Raw genomic sequence first — 19,233 nt, forward strand, 5'->3', positions numbered from 1 at the left:
GGCCATGCGTTTCTCCTGCAACACACAAGAGGAGAGAGCAGCATGACCCGCACCGTCATCATCACCGGGGCCGGCTCCGGCATCGGCGCCGCCACCGCCCGCCGCTTTGCCGAGGACGGCTGGAACGTCGTCCTCAACGGGCGCACCCGGGACAAGCTGGAAGACGTCGCCAAGGACCTGCCCGAGCGTCACACGCACATCGCACCCGGCGACGTGTCGGAGCCTGACGATGCCGCCCGGCTGGTCGAGGCGGCGGTCGACACGTTCGGCGGCCTGACCTGCCTGTTGAACAACGCCGGCATCGCCCGCGGCGGCGCGCCGGGAGAGCTCAGCCACGAGGATTTCGACGCCCAGATGCGCATCAATGTGGGCGGCTTGTTCAACTGCGTCACCGCCGCCCTGCCGCATCTGAAAGAGGCCGACGGCGCCTGCATCGTCAACACGTCCTCGGTGTCGGGCCTGGGCGGCGACTGGCAGATGTTCGGCTACAACGCCTCCAAGGGCGCGGTCAGCAACATGACCCGCGCCATGGCGCTGGACCTTGCGCCGGACATCCGCGTCAATGCCGTGGCCCCGTCGATGACCGAAACCGACATGTCCAAGGGCATCCGCGAGGACGAAGCACTTCTGGACCGCTTCACCGACCGCATTCCCATGGGGCGCGGCGCCAAGCCAGAGGAGGTGGCCAGCGTCATCGCGTTCCTGGCCTCTGCCGACGCGGTCTTCGTCAACGGCGTGGTGCTGCCGGTGGATGGCGGCCTGTCGGCGTCGAACGGCCAACCGAACTTCTCGGCCTGACACCTGCGGCGCCCGCGCCTTGCAACCGGCGCGGGGATGCCGCTTCGCCGTGCAGTCTCGCTAAACGTGTATCGGCGCCGGCCCGCGATTTGCGGCCGGCGCAAGATTACCCATTGTCTTTTACCGCACGAAACCCTTATTTAGGAATGACGATCCACCCTGTGGATCAATTCCGAGTTTCGCTGCTTCAAACCCTGCGACGGGTGGTGAGGCAACCGATTGGGTCCCTCAGGGACCACGAGACGCCGGCACATTCCAAGGGATGATGCGGCACATGAACGGGGGCAGGGGCCGAGGTCCCGCAGCCCTGGAGAAGAACCGCGATGACGCGCGCGAGAACATCGATGTTCCACAGCAAGACCCGATCAGGTCGGGCCTGCCGCGCGTCGCATATCGCTCGAAAAAGACATGACCAACGCACGCTCGCACCCCCCGGGGCGCGGCGGCCTTCGTCATGCAACGGACATACATGGCTAAGAAAATGCTTATCGATGCCACCCACGCGGAGGAAACCCGCGTTGTGGTGGTCGACGGAAACAAGGTCGAGGAATTCGACTTTGAATCGGAGAACAAGCGCCAGCTAGCTGGCAACATCTACCTCGCAAAGGTCACACGGGTCGAACCGTCGCTTCAGGCGGCCTTCGTCGATTACGGCGGCAACCGGCACGGTTTCCTCGCCTTTTCCGAGATTCACCCCGATTACTACCAGATCCCCGTGGCCGACCGCGAGGCGCTCCTGGAAGAGGAACGCGCCTACGCCGAGGCGATGAGGTCGCGCGACGAGGAAGACGAAAAACCCAAGCCCAAGCGCAGCCGCCGGCGGCGGTCGTCCAAGGCGACCGAGGCCGACAACGGCGACGCGGTCGCCAAGTCCGACATCGAGGGAATGGAGACGATCGACCTCGATGATGCGGGGGCGGACGACGACGAGGGCCTGTCGCCCATGGAAACCGTGGCCGAAACTCCGGTCGAGGAAGCCAGCGACGACAGCGACGACGACGCCGAGGCCGCGACGCCGGAGACGGACGAGGGCGCCGACGAGGACAACGGCGACGAGGACCGCGGCGACCACGACCACGGTCATGACCATGATCACGACGAGAACAAGCGCTCCGACGCCTCTTCCAAGGACGAGACGATCGAATCCGTCGCCGATGACGACGACCACGAGGATATCCGCCCGCCGCGCAAACCGCGCCCGCGCCGCTACAAGATCCAGGAGGTCATCAAGGTCCGCCAGATCCTGCTGGTGCAGGTCGTCAAGGAAGAACGCGGCAACAAGGGCGCGGCGCTCACCACCTATCTTTCTCTCGCGGGCCGCTACTGCGTCCTGATGCCCAACACCGCCCGTGGCGGCGGCATCTCCCGCAAGATCACCAACGCCACGGACCGCAAGAAGCTGAAAGAGATCGCGAACGAGATCGACGTGCCCAAGGGCGCGGGTCTTATCGTGCGCACCGCCGGCGCCAAGCGCACCAAGTCCGAGATCAAGCGCGACTACGAATACCTGCAACGCCTGTGGGAACAGATCCGCGAGCTGACGCTGAAATCCATCGCGCCCGCCAAGATCTACGAAGAGGGCGACCTGATCAAACGCTCGATCCGCGACCTCTACAATCGCGATATCGACGAGGTTCACGTGGAAGGCGAACGCGGTTACCGCATCGCCAAGGACTTCATGAAGATGATCATGCCGTCCCACGCCAAGAACGTGAAACAGTATGGCGACACCCTGCCGCTCTTCGCCCGCTACCAGGTCGAGAGCTACCTCGCGGGCATGTTCAACCCCACGGTGCAGCTCAAGTCGGGCGGCTACATCGTCATCGGCGTGACCGAAGCGCTGGTCGCCATCGACGTCAACTCAGGTCGCGCCACCAAGGAAGGCTCGATCGAGGAAACCGCGCTCAAGACCAACCTCGAGGCCGCCGACGAGGTCGCCCGCCAGCTGCGCCTGCGCGACCTTGCCGGGCTGATCGTGATCGACTTCATCGACATGGACGAGCGCAAAAACAACGCCTCCGTCGAAAAGCGCATGAAGGATCGGCTGAAAACCGACCGCGCGCGCATCCAGGTGGGTCGCATCTCGGGCTTCGGTCTGATGGAGATGAGCCGCCAGCGCCTGCGCCCCGGCATGATCGAGGCCACGACCCAGCCGTGCCCCGCCTGCCACGGCACCGGCCTGATCCGCTCGGACGACAACATGTCGCTCAGCATCCTGCGCCAGATCGAGGAGGAGGGCACTCGTGGCCGCTCCCGCGAGGTGCTGGTGAAATGCCCCGTGGGCATCGCCAACTTCCTGATGAACCAGAAGCGCGAGCACGTGGCCCAGATCGAGGGCCGCTATGGCCTGTCGGTGCGGATCGAGGGCGATCCGGCGCTGGTCAGCCCCGATTTCTCGCTCGAGAAATTCAAGACCGCCACCCGCAACGTCAAGCAGACCGCCGCGGCTGTGGTGTCCGTCGACAGCTCGCTGATGGACGATATCGACGCCGCCGAGGAGGCCGAGACGCCCGATCCCGCCGAGGCGCCTCCCGCGCCCGAGACCGAGGGCAACGACGGGCGCAACGACGGCGGCGACGGCCAGCCCAAGAAAAAGCGACGGCGCCGCCGCCGGTCGCGCTCGCGCTCCAAGTCGGGCAATGGCGAGAACGGGCAGAACGGCGAAACCCGCGACAACAACGACGCGTCGGACAACGACCAGTCCGAGCGCCAGGACGCGCCGCAGACGGACGACACACCGTCCGAGGCCGAGCCTGTCGCGGCCACGTCCGAAGAGGCTCCCGACGAGGCCCCGAAAGACGAAAAGCCCAAGCGCGTGAGCCGGTCGCGCAAGAAAAAGACCGACGACGCACCCAAGGAAGAGGCCGCGCAGGACGACGCCCCGGCAGAGAGTGCCGAGGCCGCGCCAGAGGACAAACCTGCGGAGAAGCCCAAGCCCAAGCCGCGCTCGCGCAGCAAGAAAAAGGAAGAGCCCGCGCCCGAGACGGCACCGGAAGCGGCGGCAGAACCCGCCCCTGAAGCCGCCGAAGCGGCTCCGGACCCGGCGCCCGCACCGGAGCCGGAGGCCGAGGCCAAGCCTGCCAAGAAACCGCGCACGCGCTCGACCTCGACCCGCAAGAAGCCCGAGCCAGTCGCCGCCGAAGCCGCGGACACGGGCGAGGCCGCCACGCAAGCGGCGGACGACGACAAGCCCAAGCGCAAGGGCTGGTGGTCTTTCGGCGGCTAAGTTGCTCTGACCAAAACGAAAAACGCCGGGGCAGGACCCCGGCGTTTTTTTGATGCACATGGTGCGACGCTCACCTCTTGCCCACGCCGTCCCGGGCTTGACCCGGGACATCATCGGTCAGAGCTCCCGGATCAGGTCCGGAATGCCACTTGCCCACCAGCCGCCGTCATCCTCGGGCGCGACCCGAGGATCTTCATGCGAAGAGATCCCGGATCAGGTCCGGGATGACGGCCGCCTGAGGCGAACCGTCACTCCTCCGCCTCGTCCACCGGCACGTACAGGTCCCCGCCTTCGCGGAACTTCGCGGCCATCTTCTCCATCCCTTCTTTCTGCGCCTCGGCGCGGATGTCGTGGCTGATCCGCATCGAGCAGAATTTCGGCCCGCACATGGAACAGAAATGCGCCACCTTGTGCGCCTCCTTGGGCAGGGTCTGGTCGTGGAATTCGCGCGCCGTCTCGGGGTCCAGCGACAGGTTGAACTGGTCCTCCCAGCGGAACTCGAACCGCGCGCGGCTCAGCGCATCGTCGCGCCGCTGCGCCCCCGGCAGGCCCTTGGCAAGGTCGGCGGCATGGGCCGCGATCTTGTAGGTGATCACGCCGGTCTTCACGTCATCCCGGTCGGGCAGGCCCAGGTGTTCCTTCGGCGTCACGTAGCACAGCATCGCGCAGCCGAACCACCCGATCATCGCCGCCCCGATCCCGCTGGTGATGTGGTCGTATCCCGGCGCGATATCCGTGGTGAGCGGTCCAAGCGTATAGAACGGCGCCTCGTGACAGCACTCCAGTTGCTTGTCCATGTTCTCCTTGATCTTGTGCATGGCCACGTGGCCCGGCCCCTCGATCATCACCTGGCAATCCTTGGTCCAGGCAATCTTGGTCAACTCCCCCAGGGTCTCCAGCTCGGCAAACTGCGCTGTGTCATTTGCATCCGCGATGGAGCCGGGCCGCAGCCCGTCGCCCAAAGAAAAGCTCACGTCATAGGCGCGGCAGATATCGCAGATCTCCTCGAAGTGCTCATAGAGGAACGACTCGCGGTGATGATGCAGGCACCACTTGGCCATGATCGACCCGCCGCGCGACACGATGCCCGTCACCCGATCCACCGTCATCGGCACCATGTGCAGGCGCACGCCCGCATGGATGGTGAAGTAATCCACGCCCTGTTCCGCCTGTTCGATCAGCGTGTCGCGGAACACCTCCCAGGTCAGGTCCTCGGCGATCCCGTTCACCTTTTCCAGCGCCTGGTAGATCGGCACCGTGCCAATCGGCACCGGGGAATTGCGAATGATCCATTCGCGCGTGTTGTGGATGTTGCGCCCGGTGGACAGGTCCATCACCGTGTCCGCGCCCCAGCGGATCGCCCAGACCAGCTTGTCCACTTCTTCCTCCATCGAGGAGGTGACGGCGGAGGTCCCCATGTTGGCGTTGATCTTCACCAGGAAATTACGCCCGATGATCATCGGCTCGCTTTCCGGGTGGTTGATGTTGGCCGGGATGATCGCCCGGCCAGCCGCCACCTCGTCGCGCACGAATTCCGGCGTCACGTAATCGGGAATGCTGGCGCCCCAGTCGTTGCCGTCACGGCCCTCGGTGACCGCCTCGCGCATCTGGTTCTCGCGGATCGCGATAAATTCCATCTCCGGGGTCACGATGCCCGCCCGCGCATAGGCCAGTTGCGTCACCGCCTTGCCGTCCTTTGCGCGCAGCGGCGCGGCGATGTTGGGAAATTCCGGCGTCAGCCGGTCGCCCTCGACAAAGCCATTGTCCTCGGGCTTCACCATGCGGCCGACGTATTCCTCCACGTCACCACGCGCGGTGATCCAGTCACGGCGCAGCTTCGGCAGCCCTTGCTGGATATCCGTCAGAACATTCGGGTCCGTATAGGGCCCCGAACTGTCATAGACGGGCAGGGGGTCTTCGCCGGACGTGGGATGCACGGAAATCTCGCGCATCGGCACGCGGATATCCGGGTATTGCGTGCCGTTCACGTAGATCTTGCGCGATGCGGGCAACTCGCCCGTGGTGATCTTGGGATTGGGTACGTTCATTTTGGCGCTCCTCAAGCGGTTACTCGAAAAGACACCAGATGAGTCGTGGCTTGGGGGAAACGCGGGGGCGATGCGCCCCGTCTTCGGACGACAACCCGGGCGGGCCCGAGGATGCGATCCTAGCTTCCTACGCCAGTGTCAACTGGGTCAGGTTCAAAGGGTCGCGTCACCGGGCATATGCCCTCGTCAGCCTCTCAGTCCCCTAGGCGGGACCCCCCTGCGTAAGCGTGAGGCTAGCGAAGCGTCGCCGTGATTTCAACGGATATTCGGAAAAAGCTGCGGCGGGTTTCGGATCAGACCGGCACGTCGTCGTAATTGCGCCGGGTTGTCGGGGCGGTGTCCTTGATATCGACCCTCAACGCCATGCCCATCATCTCCATCATCCGTCGCGTCTCTTCGGTGTAGTCCGTGAACGCCTTCTTCATGAAATCGCTCTGCACCTGCATCAGCTCCTGCGGCGTCCTGCAGGCCAGCATCGCGCGCTGCGCCTCCAGGTCCTTCTCCAACCGCTCGGTCACAAAGCGCATGCTTTCCTGCATCATGTCGAACCACGCCGTCGTCGCCACGGGGCTGAACGCGGCCATCGCGGCGACCATGCCGGCATGGGCCGGGTCGGCCGCGTCCGGGATTTCGGTGGGTTTCTTCGTCGATTTTGCCATTTGCGCCACTCCTTCCGAGCTTCGGCAAAGTCCGCGGTGGCGCGGTCTTTGCGGGAACGTCGTCCGATCTGGCACACCACACCGAAACACGCGCGTTGCGCCATTCGGAACTGTAACAATTATATGACGTAGCCGGCCCGAGGTACAGTGCAACCGGCCCGGCGGACGCCGCGCCGTTGTCGCACCCCCCGCGCGCTTCAGCCCTTGCGCACCCGGTAAAGCGTCACCGCCCCGTCCTCGACCGTCTCGATCAGCTCATGCCCCGCCTCGGCGCAGAAATGCGGCACGTCGATCACGGCCGCCGGATCATCCGCCCGCAGCACGATCACGTCGCCGGTGCCCAGCGGCTTCATCCGCTTGCGCAGCTTCAGCACGGGCAGGGGGCACAAGAGCCCCACGGCGTCGATGATCTCGGTCTCACTCATGGCGTGGGAGGTAATCCAACCGTTACAGCCTGTCCACCGAGATGTGACCGCCCCGTGACCCCGCGTCGCGTGACGCCTCCTTCGTTTTGCAATACATGGGGTCCATGTTCGGAATCGATCTCATAGACGCCACCCTGATCCCCGCCATGGCCATCGCGCTGGTGGCCGGCGTCTTTTCGTTTCTCAGCCCCTGCGTGCTGCCCATCGTGCCGCCCTACCTCGCCTACATGAGCGGGGTCACCGTCACCGACCTGCAAGCCGCTCGCGCCACGCGGAACAAGGCGATCCTGCCCGCGCTCTTCTTCGTGCTGGGCCTGTCGACCGTGTTCCTTTTCCTCGGCTTCGCGGCCTCCGCCTTTGGCCGGGCGTTCCTGCAGTACCAGGATTACTTCAACACGGCCGCAGGCATCATCGTGATGATCTTCGGCCTGCATTTCCTCGGCATCTTCCGCATCGCCATCATGGACCGCGAGGCCCGGCTCGACGTGGGCGACAAGGGCGGCACCAGTTTCGGTGCCTATATCCTCGGCCTCGCCTTCGCTTTCGGCTGGACCCCCTGCATCGGCCCGCAGCTGGGCGCGATCCTGTCGCTCGCCGCCTCCGAGGCCTCAGTCACCCGCGGCACGCTCCTGCTCGCGGTCTACGCCGCGGGCCTCGGCATCCCGTTCCTGCTCGTGGCCGCCTTCCTGCCGCGCCTTTCCGGCCTCATGGCCTGGATGAAGCGCCACATGGAGCAGATCGAGCGGATCATGGGCCTGCTGCTCTGGACCATCGGCCTTCTGATGCTGACCGGCGGGTTCGCCGCCTTCTCCTACTGGCTGCTCGAGATGTTCCCGGCGCTGGCCATGGTGGGCTAAAGGCGTCTGTCCGCCCCCGTCCCGGGCCCGACCCGGGACTTCGCCCAGATACTCTGCGGCATGAGATCCCGGATCGGGTCCGGGATCCACTGTCGCACAACAGCCTTACTCTTGCCCAAGACTTCGATTAACCTCTTGCCAAAGAAGAGGCCAAGACAGGTCTGGCATGAGCAGCCCCACCCAAGCCCACGTCACCCGCCGCCGGGTGTTCTACATCCCGGGATACGATCCCATCCACCCGCGCCGCTACCGCGAGCTCTACCGCAAGGAGGGCGCGGAACAGGCGGGCCTCTCAGGCTATGCGCTGGATCTTTCCGCCCGCAAATCCCAAGGCCGCTACGGCTGGCAGGTCGACGCGCAGATCGACGGACACGACATCCATACCGAGTTCGACGTTCTGGTCTGGTCCGACATCGTCCGCGACAGCATGGAGCGCGACATCGCGGGCACCTACCTGCAACTCATCCGCACCGCCTGGACCTATATCGGCTCCGGCGCGCTCTTTCGGCTCATGCGCCTGCGGAAGGGGCCGGTCATCGCCGCGCTCTACCCGGTGGGGTTCCTGATCGTGCAACTGGCTCTCGCCCTCGCGCTGGCCTACGCCCTGGGCCGCCTGCTGGCGCTTCTGCACCCCTACGCGGCCTGGGCGGGCCTCGCCGTGGTCCCGCCCGTGCTCCACTGGTTCAAGGCCCGCGACAACAAGCTCTTCGCCTACTACCTCATGCACGACTACGCCTATTCGGCCCAATCCAAGGGCGCCAACCCGCCCGAGCTGGAGGCGCGCATGGCCCAGTTCACCGACGAGATTGCCGAAGCACTCACCACGGATGTGGACGAGGTGCTGGTGGTCGGCCACTCTTCCGGCGCGCATCTGGGCGTGTCCATCCTTGCCGACCTGATCCGCCAGGGTCGCGTGCCGCAGGACGGCCCGACGCTCTCTTTCCTCACGCTGGGCCAGGTCGTCCCCATGGTCTCGTTCCTCAGGAACGCCGACCGTCTGCGCGCGGACCTTCATTACCTCTCCTCCTCCGATGAGCTCACCTGGGTCGACGTCACCGCGCCCGGGGACGGCTGCGCCTTCGCGCTGTGCGATCCCGTGGGTGTCTCGGGCGTTGCCCCCGATAACCAGCGCTGGCCGCTGATCCTGTCGGCGGCCTTCACCCAAACCCTCAGCCCGGAACGGTGGAAGGCCCTGCGCTGGCGCTTCTTCCGCCTGCATTTCCAGTATCTCTGCGCCTTCGATCGCCCCGGCGACTATGACTATTTCCAGATCACCGCCGGGCCTCAAACTCTCGGCCAACGCTACGCCAACCGCCAGCCATCCCCCAGCCGCATCACCCGCGCCACCTCCCGCTTCACGAGCATGGCCGCATGAGCCAACCGCCAAAGCCCCCGGCCCGCGAGGGCCGCGTCTCGCTCTGGCGCTACATGCGGCTTTTCCGGGCCGATATCCTCTCGGCGCAGCCCGCACGGCTCTACCGCGCCTGGATGGCCGAATTCCGCACGCCGTTCTTCCGCTCCTACCTCTGCAACGAACCTGCGCTTGTCGACCTGGTGCTCAAGCATCGCCCCGACGATTTCCCCAAATCCGACCGGGTGCGCGAAGGCCTCACACCGCTCTTGGGCAATTCCGTCTTCGTCACCAATGGCGCGACCTGGAAACGCCAGCGCCGCATCATCGACCCGGCCTTCGAGGGCGGACGCCTGCGCGACACCTTCCCCGCCATGCTCGCCGCGGGGCAGGGCGCCGTCACCCGCCTGGCCGGGCACGCCACCGGCCAACCCGTAGAGATCGAGGCCGAGACAAGCCACGTCGCCGCCGACGTGATCTTCCGCACGCTCTTCTCGATCCCGATCGAGGATGAAATTGCCACCCGCGTCTTCAACGAGTTCCGCGAGCATCAGCGCACCCAGCCCATGCTGAACCTCGCCGCCTTCCTGCCGTTGCCGCGCTGGTTCCCGCGCTTTCACCGGGGCAAAACCAAGGCCACCGCCCGCACTATCCGTGACCTCATCACCCGGCTGACCACCCGCCGGATGGACGAGATCGCCGCCGGGACCGCGCCGGACGATCTTGCCACCAAGATCATGACCACGACCGACCCCGAGACGGGCGACCGCTTCGACACGCCCGAGATGGTCGACCAGGTGGCGATCTTCTTTCTCGCGGGGCATGAAACCTCCGCCTCGGCCCTTGCCTGGGCGCTCTACCTGCTGGCCATGCATCCCGACTGGCAGGACCGCCTGGCGGCCGAGGCACGAGGCGTGCTGACGGATGGCACCATGCCCTTTTCCGACATGGGCAAGCTGCGCGTCTCGCGCGACGTCTTCCGCGAGACCCTGCGCCTTTATCCGCCCGTCCCGATGATGGTGCGGGAGGCCGCCTGTCCTGAAACCTTCCGCGACCGGCAGGTCAGCAAAGGCAGCCAGATCGTCCTCAGCCCGTGGCACCAGCACCGCCACGAGCGCCTCTGGGAGCGCCCCGACGATTTCGACCCGGCCCGCTTTGGCACCGAGAACGGCAAGAGCTGTTTGCGCAATGCCTTCATGCCGTTCTCCGCCGGCCAGCGGGTCTGCACCGGGGCCGGATTCGCGATGATCGAGGGGCCGCTCCTGTTGTCCATGCTCGTGGGGGCCTACCGCTTCGATCTGGTGCCCGAGCGCCCCGCCATGCCGGTGGCGCACCTGACCGTCCGCGGCAAGGACGGCATCTGGCTCAAGGTCACGCTCCGGGACTAAAGCGATTAAGGGCAAATCTTTTCAGAAAAGATTTGCCAAAAGCTTTCTCAAAGCTTTTGGCCGTCAACACCAAACCGAGACACGCTCGTTGTTGCAAAAGATCACGACCTGTCCGGCGTTCTCGACCGCATGATAGCCCCGTCGCGTTATCTCGCACCGGAACCGCTCACGCCCCACGATCCGCTCGATGTCCCTCACGCTGCGTCGGACAACGCCGCCAGCCCGCGCCGCTTTCGCGTCGAAGATCTTGCGCATCCAAAGGTCCGCGGGCAACAAAAGACGAAGCTCTGACATGGTCCCAAGGTGACGCGATCAGGGTTAAGAACGGGTAAAGCCCGTGCGGTGTGTCAATCGGGCCGTCGAATGACAACGGCACCGCCGCATTACCACTCGGATACCGACGCGATACCGACGTGGGATTCGGCGCTACCGAATCCGTTAACCTTTTTCCCGGTAATGCCGCAGAACGTAGAGCCGGATCGCCGACGCCAGCCCCATCTCCACGCCCCGCGCCGCGTCGATCCGGGCGGCCAGCAGGTTTACCGGCACATCTTCTTCGGCGGCTATCTCTTTGAAAGCCTTCCAGAAATCATCTTCCAGGGACACGCTGGTGCGATGCCCGCGCAGGGTCAGCGACCGTTTGACCGGCCGGCTCACTCGTCGTCCAGGCGATGCTGCCGCAGCGCGTCCCGCGCCTTTTTCGCTCTTGCCTCGTCAACCTCTCGATCGACCTTGGTCCGACCGAATTTCACTGCGTTTTCACCAGCTTGCGCTCGCTTTTTCACGCGATTCTTCGCCTTCCGAACGCGGTTGAGATTGACGACCTCGCTCATGCGTCTTTCGGGCCGATCATGTCTTCGGGCCGCACCACTTCGTCAAAGGTCTTTTCGTCCACGAACCCCAGCGAAATTGCCTCTTCTTTCAAGGTGGTACCGTTCTTGTGCGCTGTCTTGGCGACCTTGGTGGCATTGTCATAGCCGATGGTCGGCGCCAGCGCCGTCACCAGCATCAGGCTTTCCTTCATCAGCTTCTCGATCCGGGGCTCGTTGGCCTCGATTCCCAGCAGCATCCGCTCGGTGAAGCTGTCCGCCGCGTCACCCAAAAGCTGTATGGATTGCAACAGGTTATACGACATCATCGGGTTGTAGACATTGAGCTCGAAATGCCCTTGGCTGCCTGCGAACTTGATCGCGGCATCGTTGCCCATCACGTGCGCCGCGACCTGCGTCAGTGCCTCGGCCTGCGTCGGGTTCACCTTGCCCGGCATGATCGACGAGCCGGGTTCGTTCTCGGGCAGGATCAACTCGCCCAGGCCAGAGCGCGGGCCACTGCCCAAGAACCTGATATCATTGGCAATCTTGTAACAGCTGCCCGCCACGGTCGCGATTGCGCCGGACAGGAAAACCATCGCGTCATGGGCCGCCAGCGCCTCGAATTTGTTGGGCGCGGTGACGAAGGGCAGGCTGGTGATCTCGGCCATGTTCGCCGCCACCGTCTCGCCCCAGCCCTTACGGGTGTTGAGGCCCGTGCCCACGGCCGTGCCCCCCTGGGCCAACTCGTAAATGCCCGGAAGACCGGTCTCGATCCGCGCGATTCCCTGACGGACCTGGTGGGCGTAGCCCGAGAATTCCTGGCCCAGGGTCAGCGGCGTCGCATCCTGCGTATGGGTGCGGCCGATCTTGATGATATCCTTGAATTCGCTAGATTTTTTCTCCAACCCTGCGGCGAGTTTCTCCAACCCCGGCAGCAGGACATCACGCACCGACATGGCCGTGGCAATATGCATCGCGGTCGGAAAGGTGTCGTTCGAGGATTGCCCCATGTTGCAGTGATCGTTGGGGTGAACGGGATCCTTGCTGCCGATGGTGCCGCCGAGGATCTCGATCGCGCGGTTGGCGATGACCTCGTTGGCGTTCATGTTCGATTGCGTGCCCGAACCCGTCTGCCAGACCACGAGGGGGAAATGGTCGTCCAGCTTACCCTCGACGACTTCGCCCGCCGCTTCGATGATTGCGTCTGCCAGCTTGGCGTCTAAAACGCCCGCCTCCTTGTTTGCCATGGCGCACGCCTTCTTGATCACGCCGAGCGCGCGCACGATGGCGACTGGCTGTTTCTCCCAGCCGATGGGAAAGTTCATCAACGAACGCTGCGTCTGGGCCCCCCAGTATTTTTCCGCAGGGACTTCCAGCGGGCCGAAACTGTCGGATTCTGTACGGGTAGAGGTCATGTCGGCGTCTCCTGGAACTGCTTTTGGATTTCATACCGGACCAAGCGGAAAGATCAACGCCGTGTCTTATGAATTACCCTGTCCGCATGTCACTTGCGGAAGCTGTCGAGACTCACGACCTCGGCGTCCCGAGGCTTGGCGACGTCGTCTTCGTCGACCTCGACACTATCGGCTTCGTCCAGTTCGCCGGCACTGTCGTCGTTCTCCTCATCTTCTTCGTCGTCTTCCTGAGACTCGAACCGAAGCCCGAATTCGACCGACGGATCGACAAAGGTCTGAATCGCGTCATAGGGGATATACAACGTCTCGGGGCTGTCGCCGAAATTGAGTGTGACGGTGAACCCTTCGTCGGTGACGTCCAGATCGTCGAACCAGTGCTGCATCACCACGGTCATCTCGCTGGGATAGCGTTCGCGAAGCCAGTCGGCGAGTTCTGCGTCGGGATGGGTCGTCTCGAAGGTGATGAAGAAATGATGCGCGCCGGGCAGTCCATTGTCCCGCACGCTGCACAGCACCTCCTGGATCAGGCCGCGCATGGCGCGATGCATCAGTTTTCCATAATCAATCGAATGCGGCATCTTGGTCCCCGAACCTCTTGCACCTCACAATAAGGGATTCGAAACAAAACAAAAGAGGCCGCGCATCTCAGATCAACAGATCCACGCCCCATGCGACAAAGGCCATCATCACAAGGCCGGCAACCATCGGCACACGCATCACCAGATAGAGAAACGAGGCAAGTGCGACCAGAACCGTATTCTGCGGCGAAAGGTTTCCGAGCAGCAGGACGGGACCATATCTGCCCTGTGATATCTCGGTGAAGAGTACGTGCAGGGTGAACCAGACTGCAAGGTTGAGGATCACGCCCGCGACACTGGCCGATATTGCATCGAACGCGCCCTTCAGGCGGGGGCGGGACAACAACGACTCGACATAGGGAGCGGCGGCAAAAATCCACAGAAAACAGGGGACGAACGTGACCCAAAGCGTCACGAGCGCGGCCACCGTGGCCAGTCCGGGGCCACCTTGCAGGAAACCCGCCATGAAACCAGCAAATTGCGTCACGAGGATAAGCGGCCCCGGGGTGGTTTCGGCAAGCCCGAGCGCGTCGATCATCTGGTCCGTGCTGAGCCAGCCGTAGGATTGCACGATTTCCTGCGTCATGTAAGCCAGCACGGCATATGCGCCACCGAAGGTCACCACGGCGAGCTTGGAGAAGAACAGACCTATCTGCAAAAGCAGAGAGGCGTTCACGGCCCACAGGATCACGAGGGGCGCGGCCCAGACCGCGCCCCATAGCAGAACCGTGCGCAGGGTATTGCCCGGGTACACCGGTGTTGACGCCTTGGCTTCGGGCGAGGTCGCGGAGGCGAAAACGAGGCCGATCGTGGCCGCGAGCGCGATGATGGCCGGGAAGGGGACCGACAGGAAGAATATTCCCACGAATGCGGCGAGCGCGAGCACATAGGCGAGCCCGCCTTTCAATGCCCGGCGCGACAGCTTGTACAGGGCCTGAAAGACGATGATGACCACGGCGGCCTTGATGCCGGCGAACAAGACCTGCACCAGGGGCAACTGGCCGAAATAGGCGTATCCGAACGCCAGCGCGAAGATGACCGCAGCGCCCGGAAGCACGAACAACAGCCCTGCCAGCAGCCCCCCCGGAACGCCGCGCAGCTTCCAGCCCGCGTAGGTGGCCAGTTGCATCGCCTCGGGCCCGGGCAGAAGCATGCAGAATGACAACGCTTGCAGAAACTGCGTCTCGGTCAGCCATTTGTGGCGGTCCACCAACTCTGTCTGCATAAGGGAAATCTGCGCGGCAGGCCCGCCGAAGGACAATATCCCGATCCGCCCGAACACGCGGAACATCTTGCTAAGCGATACCGTCATCGCGCATCTCGTGTCACTGGCCAGTCGTGGCCTTCGTCATACCCGTCGCGGACCCATCGGTACAGTGCATCATATATCGCCATTCCGGCCTGCAACTGTTCATGATCGTTGCGAAACTGCCGAGACAGGCCGACCGAGACCGCCAGCAGGCCCGCGGCTGCCGGGTGCAGATCGTGTCGGTTGGTATCCGCGCCGCGAACGACCAGTGAAAGGCGGGCCAACGCGACAGAGGTCAGGTGGAATTCTGCAGACATTGTGTCGAATGTGCAGGTGTCACCTCGATGGGTCCAGAAGACGCCCTCGACATCGAAAGCCGTGGCGCCGAAGCGATCCGCGACGTTGGCGACTTCTGCCGGCGAGACGAAAAGAAAACGTGCCCCGGGATCGACAAAACGCCGGATCAACCAAGGGCAGGCAATGCGGTCGATCTTGGGCCGGTGGCGCGTCACCCACAAGGTGTGTCCGGCATTGGCCGGGGGCAGGGCGCTTGCCGGGATACGCATCAAGTCCACCGTATCGCGCCAGGCTTCCATGCCGCCCTCGAGGTATTCTGCACGAATGCCGTCGCCGCTCAGCCACGCTGCAACGCCCTGGCTGAGTTTTCGGCCTTTCTGGCAAATGATGACGGCTCGATGCCCCGGTGTGAGCCGCGCCTTGATCCCGGCGATATCGGTATGCGGATGCCGGCGTGATCCGGGGATAAGAAAGGGATCGGCCTGGAAATCGTCGTCCAGGCAGATGTCGAAAAGGTCCGGACAGTCCGGCGTTCCGATCAGGCGGTCGAGTTGGGAAACGGTTATTCCGTTGGGCGGCACCATGGTACATCCTCTGCTGACAGCGTTGACGCGATTGCGCAACGTTCAGTGGATGCGACTTTGGGCCATAGCCTCACGGGGCAGTCGCAGATGCGCCCCATAGCCTACCGTGGCCGTCCTGGATAGTTCTGTCAATGCCTGTCGGAACATGATGCGAAGTCGGCGCGTTGAGAGTAATCGATGGGGTTTATTTCATGACACTGAACACTTCTGCCGAGTACCGCGATGCACTTGCCAAATTACAGGTTCGGATCAAGGACACGCTGGCAGGCTATGACGAGATTCTCGAACGGGCAGAGCCCGATATTCGCCCTCTGATGGAAAGCTTTTCCGCAGCGCATGCGGAGCACGAGGCAGAATTGTCGGCGCAGTTGCGCACGCATGGATGTGTACCAGACGAGGACGGCAGTTTCTTTTCCACCGTACAGCGCATCGTCATCAAGACCCGTGCGGTCTTCGATGACATCGATGAAGACGTGCTCAATTCGGTGATAAAAGGCGAGGAACGGATCATGCAGCTTTATGACGAGGCCATGGCCGTAGCGCGCGATGAAGAGGATTTGTCGCTTCTCAGTCGCCAGCGGGGTCAGATCGCACGGTTGGTGCAGGATGCGAAAAACCTCGCCGACTGACGCGCGCTGCCGCGTCAGCAAGGGACTTCCCAAAGCATTGTGAATTAGGTGAAGTGCAGGCTTCTGTTGCCAGGTGCCTGCGAACCCCGCCTGACCTTGCTAGAGGCCAGGGCTTAAGAGTCGGTTACTCCGACCGCTTACGCGGCCATTGCTACCGGAGCATTATTGTCGTTGGCAATTATGCTTAGCGTACCGATAACGGTGGTAACTCACCGGGACAAAGCTTACCCCTTTAGACGTTCGTCGATCCTGTTTCGGCCCCATATCCCTCCAACGACGGGTGATTGGTGGAGCCGCCGGGTACCGCCCCCGGGTCCGATCCGCTTATTACGAGCGCGTTTATGTCCATAGTCCCGAAGGACAGCTTAAACATAGTGACGCGGTGGGATATTGCAACCGGATCCAGGACCGCGGATGCCGAAAATTTCGGCGAATCTACTGCTAATGTGCCTAGATAACTTGCGTGGAATCCGTTCAGTGCATCGTTTGACCAGCGCTCATATCCCCTGTGCCGTGCATGGGTCATGTCGCTTGCGCCAGGAAATAGGCCGCATTTCATTGAAGTTCGGTCGTCAAACGGGTTAGTCTTGCCCCGACAGGGTAGTCCGTGGGTTCGCCATGGATCCCTGGGGACATGCGCACGCAGCCGACAAGAGCCGCGACAAACGGTGCGCAACAGGAGGGACACACATGTTCAAAAAGATCATGGCTCCGGTCGATTTGGCACATATGGATCGTCTCGAGAAGGCGCTCAAATGTACCGCAGACCTGGCCAAGCACTACGATGCCGAAGTGATTTTTGTCGGCGTCACAAGCTCTACCCCGAGTTCCATGGCCCACACGCCTGCCGAGTACGCGGAAAAGCTCGACGCGTTCGCGAAAGATCAGGGATCGGACCACGGCTTCACCGCGTCAGGCGACGCGCTGGTCAGCCAAGATCCGAGTTCCGACGTGGACGACATCCTGCTGAAGGCGGTCAAGGACACTGGCGCTGATCTGGTCGTGATGGCCAGCCATGTCCCGAACATCATGGATTACGTCTGGCCGTCCAACGGCGGAAAGATCGCGGAACACGCCGATTGCTCGGTCATGGTTGTCCGCACCTGATCGCGTCTAGCGCTGCCCTAATCAAGTTTTACAAATAGGAGGTCGTGCATGGCCGACGAAACGACAAATCAGGGGATCCCGGAGCCGGAAGGCACCACGAACCTCATACAGACCGACTACAAGATCGGTCAGGACAATATCGAAACCAAGATCGGGCCGTTCGGCCTTGATATCCACAATCCGGTCTTTCTGATTTCGGGCCTCGCCATCGTCGCGTTCGTTTTTTACGCGCTGGCCCTGCCTGAGCAGGCCTCGGGCCTGTTTGACTGGCTCTTCAGCGCCGTCACCAAGGGCTTTGACTGGTTCTTCCTTGGCGCTGCCAACATTTTCGTGATTTTCTGCCTGTTCCTGATCGTGACGCCCTATGGCTCGGTCCGACTGGGCGGGACGGATGCGACACCGGACTATTCCTACATAGGATGGTTCGCGATGCTGTTCGCTGCCGGCATGGGCATCGGTCTGCTGTTCTTTGGCGTGTCCGAACCGATGAGCCATTTCTCCAGTTCGCTGGGTGGAACATCGATGGAAGAGGGCGTGCGGACGGACTGGGCGCCGCTTGGAGCCGCGGGCGGTGACGAGGCGGCGGCACAACGCCTGGGCATGGCCGCGACCATCTTCCACTGGGGTCTGCATCCTTGGGCGATCTATGCCGTCGTTGCATTGGCACTGGCACTTTTCTCTTACAACAAAGGTCTGCCGCTGACCCTGCGCTCGGCCTTCTATCCGATCTTCGGCGATCGTGTCTGGGGCTGGACCGGCCATATCATCGACACGCTGGCGGTTTTCGCCACGCTGTTCGGCCTCGCCACTTCGCTGGGTTTCGGTGCGGAACAAACGGCGTCGGGTCTGACCTATCTCTTCGGCAGCGGTGACGCGGCTGAAGGCACGCGGTCGTTCATGGGCATCGCTTATGGCAATAGCGAGGAAAGCGGTGTCGAGAACAACCCGCTGCTGCTGGTGATCCTGATATCGGCCATTACCGCGGTTGCCCTGGTCTCGGTCGTCCGGGGTCTGGACGGCGGCGTGAAGGTCCTGTCGGAGATCAACATGGGCCTTGCAGCGCTGTTGCTGCTGTTCGTGTTCTTCGTGGGCGGTCCGATCTTCCTGATCACGCTGTTTTTCGACAGCATCTGGGCCTACCTGCAGAACCTCGTTGCCCTGTCCAATCCGCTTGGCCGTGAAGACCTGAACTTCAGCCAGGGCTGGACCTCGTTCTATTGGGCTTGGTGGATCAGCTGGTCGCCCTTCGTCGGCATGTTCATCGCCCGCGTCAGCCGCGGTCGTACGGTGCGCGAATTCGTGACATGTGTCTTGATCATCCCGACGCTCGTCTGCGTGCTCTGGATGACCGTCTTCGGCGGCACCGCACTCAACCAGGTGGTCAGCGAAGGATACACCGGCGCACAAGATGCGGCTCTGGAACTGAAGCTGTTCTACATGCTGGACCAGTTGCCGCTGGCGACGATCACATCGGTAATCGGCATCGTGCTGGTGATCGTGTTCTTCGTCACCTCGTCGGACTCGGGCAGCCTTGTGATCGATACGATCACGGCCGGCGGCAAGGTCGATGCTCCGGTGGCGCAGCGCGTGTTCTGGTGCATCTTCGAGGGCGCCGTGGCTGTCGTGCTGTTGATCGGCGGGGGGCTTTCCTCGCTGCAATCGGCGGTAATTTCGACAGGCCTGCCGTTCACCTTGGTGCTGCTGGTCATGTGCTACGCAATCTGGCGCGGTCTGGCGTCCGAGAAACGCGCCTGACGCAGCCAGCGGCAAGGCTGGCACCACGATAGTTTTGAAGCCCCCCGAGTTCTTG

18 protein-coding genes, 1 other RNA gene and 1 riboswitch are annotated in these 19,233 nt (G+C 63.1%); of the genes, 8 read left to right on the plus strand and 11 right to left on the minus strand.

The window, feature by feature from the left end:
- Positions 1-42: 42 nt before the first annotated feature.
- Complete coding sequence (locus ACQY4V_RS06570) at positions 43-798, plus strand: SDR family NAD(P)-dependent oxidoreductase (RefSeq protein WP_428516060.1); 756 nt, start codon at positions 43-45, stop codon at positions 796-798.
- Positions 799-1,267: 469 nt separating this feature from the next.
- Positions 1,268-4,024 carry an Rne/Rng family ribonuclease gene (locus ACQY4V_RS06575; RefSeq protein ID WP_428516061.1) on the plus strand — a complete coding sequence of 919 codons (2,757 nt, stop codon included), beginning with the start codon at positions 1,268-1,270 and terminating at the stop codon, positions 4,022-4,024.
- Between the two features lie 248 nt (positions 4,025-4,272).
- On the opposite strand, the gene thiC is transcribed toward ACQY4V_RS06575, so the two are convergent.
- From thiC to ACQY4V_RS06590, 3 genes are all read right to left on the minus strand, one after another.
- Positions 4,273-6,072: a phosphomethylpyrimidine synthase ThiC gene (gene thiC, locus ACQY4V_RS06580; RefSeq protein WP_428516062.1), complete on the minus strand. Its 1,800-nt coding sequence runs from the start codon at positions 6,070-6,072 to the stop codon at positions 4,273-4,275.
- Between the two features lie 107 nt (positions 6,073-6,179).
- Positions 6,180-6,301, minus strand: a riboswitch (TPP riboswitch).
- Between the two features lie 64 nt (positions 6,302-6,365).
- The gene (locus ACQY4V_RS06585; protein WP_428516063.1) at positions 6,366-6,731 is read right to left on the minus strand and encodes a phasin family protein; all 366 of its coding nucleotides are present in this window, start codon (positions 6,729-6,731) and stop codon (positions 6,366-6,368) included.
- A 197-nt stretch (positions 6,732-6,928) separates the two neighbouring features.
- Positions 6,929-7,156 (minus strand): sulfurtransferase TusA family protein, encoded by a 228-nt coding sequence (locus ACQY4V_RS06590; RefSeq protein ID WP_222450091.1) that lies wholly within the window; start codon positions 7,154-7,156, stop codon positions 6,929-6,931.
- A gap of 104 nt (positions 7,157-7,260) precedes the next feature.
- On the opposite strand from ACQY4V_RS06590, the gene ACQY4V_RS06595 reads away from it, so the two are divergent.
- The 3 genes from ACQY4V_RS06595 to ACQY4V_RS06605 all read left to right on the plus strand — a co-directional run bounded on the left by ACQY4V_RS06595 (position 7,261) and on the right by ACQY4V_RS06605 (position 10,752).
- On the plus strand, positions 7,261-8,013 hold the full coding sequence (locus ACQY4V_RS06595) for a cytochrome c biogenesis CcdA family protein (protein ID WP_428516064.1): 753 nt from the start codon (positions 7,261-7,263) through the stop codon (positions 8,011-8,013).
- 166 nt (positions 8,014-8,179) lie between these two features.
- Positions 8,180-9,388, plus strand: a complete 1,209-nt coding sequence (locus ACQY4V_RS06600) for a hypothetical protein (RefSeq protein WP_428516065.1) — start codon at positions 8,180-8,182, stop codon at positions 9,386-9,388.
- The gene (locus ACQY4V_RS06605; RefSeq protein ID WP_428516066.1) at positions 9,385-10,752 is read left to right on the plus strand and encodes a cytochrome P450; all 1,368 of its coding nucleotides are present in this window, start codon (positions 9,385-9,387) and stop codon (positions 10,750-10,752) included. Before ACQY4V_RS06600 ends, ACQY4V_RS06605 begins: the two co-directional genes overlap by 4 nt.
- A gap of 63 nt (positions 10,753-10,815) precedes the next feature.
- Here the strand turns inward: ACQY4V_RS06605 and ACQY4V_RS06610 are convergent, their stop codons facing one another.
- The 7 genes from ACQY4V_RS06610 to ACQY4V_RS06640 all read right to left on the minus strand — a co-directional run bounded on the left by ACQY4V_RS06610 (position 10,816) and on the right by ACQY4V_RS06640 (position 15,687).
- Positions 10,816-11,046: an N-(5'-phosphoribosyl)anthranilate isomerase gene (locus ACQY4V_RS06610; protein ID WP_428516067.1), complete on the minus strand. Its 231-nt coding sequence runs from the start codon at positions 11,044-11,046 to the stop codon at positions 10,816-10,818.
- Between the two features lie 144 nt (positions 11,047-11,190).
- Positions 11,191-11,409, minus strand: coding sequence for a ribbon-helix-helix domain-containing protein (locus tag ACQY4V_RS06615; RefSeq protein ID WP_222450096.1), 219 nt, complete (start codon positions 11,407-11,409; stop codon positions 11,191-11,193).
- Positions 11,406-11,585 carry a DUF4169 family protein gene (locus tag ACQY4V_RS06620; protein ID WP_428516068.1) on the minus strand — a complete coding sequence of 60 codons (180 nt, stop codon included), beginning with the start codon at positions 11,583-11,585 and terminating at the stop codon, positions 11,406-11,408. The genes ACQY4V_RS06615 and ACQY4V_RS06620 overlap by 4 nt, the downstream gene beginning before the upstream one ends.
- Positions 11,582-12,979, minus strand: coding sequence for a class II fumarate hydratase (gene fumC, locus ACQY4V_RS06625; protein ID WP_428516069.1), 1,398 nt, complete (start codon positions 12,977-12,979; stop codon positions 11,582-11,584). The genes ACQY4V_RS06620 and fumC overlap by 4 nt, the downstream gene beginning before the upstream one ends.
- An 89-nt stretch (positions 12,980-13,068) precedes the next feature.
- Entirely contained in the window at positions 13,069-13,557 is a 489-nt protein-coding gene (locus ACQY4V_RS06630) for an SspB family protein (protein WP_428516070.1), read from the minus strand.
- Between the two features lie 67 nt (positions 13,558-13,624).
- A complete protein-coding gene (chrA, locus tag ACQY4V_RS06635) occupies positions 13,625-14,869 on the minus strand; it encodes a chromate efflux transporter (protein WP_428516071.1) in 1,245 nt (414 codons plus the stop codon).
- The gene (locus ACQY4V_RS06640) at positions 14,866-15,687 is read right to left on the minus strand and encodes a chromate resistance protein ChrB domain-containing protein (protein ID WP_428516072.1); all 822 of its coding nucleotides are present in this window, start codon (positions 15,685-15,687) and stop codon (positions 14,866-14,868) included. Before ACQY4V_RS06640 ends, chrA begins: the two co-directional genes overlap by 4 nt.
- Before the next feature lie 191 nt (positions 15,688-15,878).
- On the opposite strand from ACQY4V_RS06640, the gene ACQY4V_RS06645 reads away from it, so the two are divergent.
- Positions 15,879-16,316 carry a DUF2383 domain-containing protein gene (locus ACQY4V_RS06645; protein ID WP_428516073.1) on the plus strand — a complete coding sequence of 146 codons (438 nt, stop codon included), beginning with the start codon at positions 15,879-15,881 and terminating at the stop codon, positions 16,314-16,316.
- Positions 16,317-16,368: 52 nt separating this feature from the next.
- Here the strand turns inward: ACQY4V_RS06645 and ssrA are convergent.
- Positions 16,369-16,716: a transfer-messenger RNA gene (gene ssrA, locus ACQY4V_RS06650) on the minus strand.
- A 290-nt stretch (positions 16,717-17,006) separates the two neighbouring features.
- Between ssrA and ACQY4V_RS06655 the strand changes: the two genes are divergently transcribed.
- Together ACQY4V_RS06655 and ACQY4V_RS06660 are read left to right on the plus strand one after the other, a co-directional pair.
- Entirely contained in the window at positions 17,007-17,423 is a 417-nt protein-coding gene (locus tag ACQY4V_RS06655; RefSeq protein WP_428516074.1) for a universal stress protein, read from the plus strand.
- Between the two features lie 48 nt (positions 17,424-17,471).
- The gene (locus ACQY4V_RS06660) at positions 17,472-19,178 is read left to right on the plus strand and encodes a BCCT family transporter (RefSeq protein ID WP_428516075.1); all 1,707 of its coding nucleotides are present in this window, start codon (positions 17,472-17,474) and stop codon (positions 19,176-19,178) included.
- Positions 19,179-19,233: the final 55 nt, after the last annotated feature.

The organism is Roseovarius sp. (genome assembly GCF_965277045.1).
Classification (GTDB): Bacteria; Pseudomonadota; Alphaproteobacteria; order Rhodobacterales; family Rhodobacteraceae; genus Roseovarius.

Excerpts from the sequence above, each read along its gene's own strand:
- chrA (WP_428516071.1), bottom strand. The coding sequence starts at position 14,869 with ATGACGGTATCGCTTAGCAAGATGTTCCGCGTGTTCGGGCGGATCGGG.
- ACQY4V_RS06610 (WP_428516067.1), bottom strand. The coding sequence starts at position 11,046 with ATGTCAGAGCTTCGTCTTTTGTTGCCCGCGGACCTTTGGATGCGCAAG.
- ACQY4V_RS06595 (WP_428516064.1), top strand. The coding sequence starts at position 7,261 with ATGTTCGGAATCGATCTCATAGACGCCACCCTGATCCCCGCCATGGCC.
- fumC (WP_428516069.1), bottom strand. The coding sequence starts at position 12,979 with ATGACCTCTACCCGTACAGAATCCGACAGTTTCGGCCCGCTGGAAGTC.
- ACQY4V_RS06585 (WP_428516063.1), bottom strand. The coding sequence starts at position 6,731 with ATGGCAAAATCGACGAAGAAACCCACCGAAATCCCGGACGCGGCCGAC.
- ACQY4V_RS06575 (WP_428516061.1), top strand. The coding sequence starts at position 1,268 with ATGGCTAAGAAAATGCTTATCGATGCCACCCACGCGGAGGAAACCCGC.
- ACQY4V_RS06655 (WP_428516074.1), top strand. The coding sequence starts at position 17,007 with ATGTTCAAAAAGATCATGGCTCCGGTCGATTTGGCACATATGGATCGT.
- thiC (WP_428516062.1), bottom strand. The coding sequence starts at position 6,072 with ATGAACGTACCCAATCCCAAGATCACCACGGGCGAGTTGCCCGCATCG.
- ACQY4V_RS06605 (WP_428516066.1), top strand. The coding sequence starts at position 9,385 with ATGAGCCAACCGCCAAAGCCCCCGGCCCGCGAGGGCCGCGTCTCGCTC.
- ACQY4V_RS06600 (WP_428516065.1), top strand. The coding sequence starts at position 8,180 with ATGAGCAGCCCCACCCAAGCCCACGTCACCCGCCGCCGGGTGTTCTAC.
- ACQY4V_RS06630 (WP_428516070.1), bottom strand. The coding sequence starts at position 13,557 with ATGCCGCATTCGATTGATTATGGAAAACTGATGCATCGCGCCATGCGC.
- ACQY4V_RS06570 (WP_428516060.1), top strand. The coding sequence starts at position 43 with ATGACCCGCACCGTCATCATCACCGGGGCCGGCTCCGGCATCGGCGCC.
- ACQY4V_RS06590 (WP_222450091.1), bottom strand. The coding sequence starts at position 7,156 with ATGAGTGAGACCGAGATCATCGACGCCGTGGGGCTCTTGTGCCCCCTG.
- ACQY4V_RS06645 (WP_428516073.1), top strand. The coding sequence starts at position 15,879 with ATGACACTGAACACTTCTGCCGAGTACCGCGATGCACTTGCCAAATTA.
- ACQY4V_RS06660 (WP_428516075.1), top strand. The coding sequence starts at position 17,472 with ATGGCCGACGAAACGACAAATCAGGGGATCCCGGAGCCGGAAGGCACC.
- ACQY4V_RS06640 (WP_428516072.1), bottom strand. The coding sequence starts at position 15,687 with ATGGTGCCGCCCAACGGAATAACCGTTTCCCAACTCGACCGCCTGATC.
- ACQY4V_RS06620 (WP_428516068.1), bottom strand. The coding sequence starts at position 11,585 with ATGAGCGAGGTCGTCAATCTCAACCGCGTTCGGAAGGCGAAGAATCGC.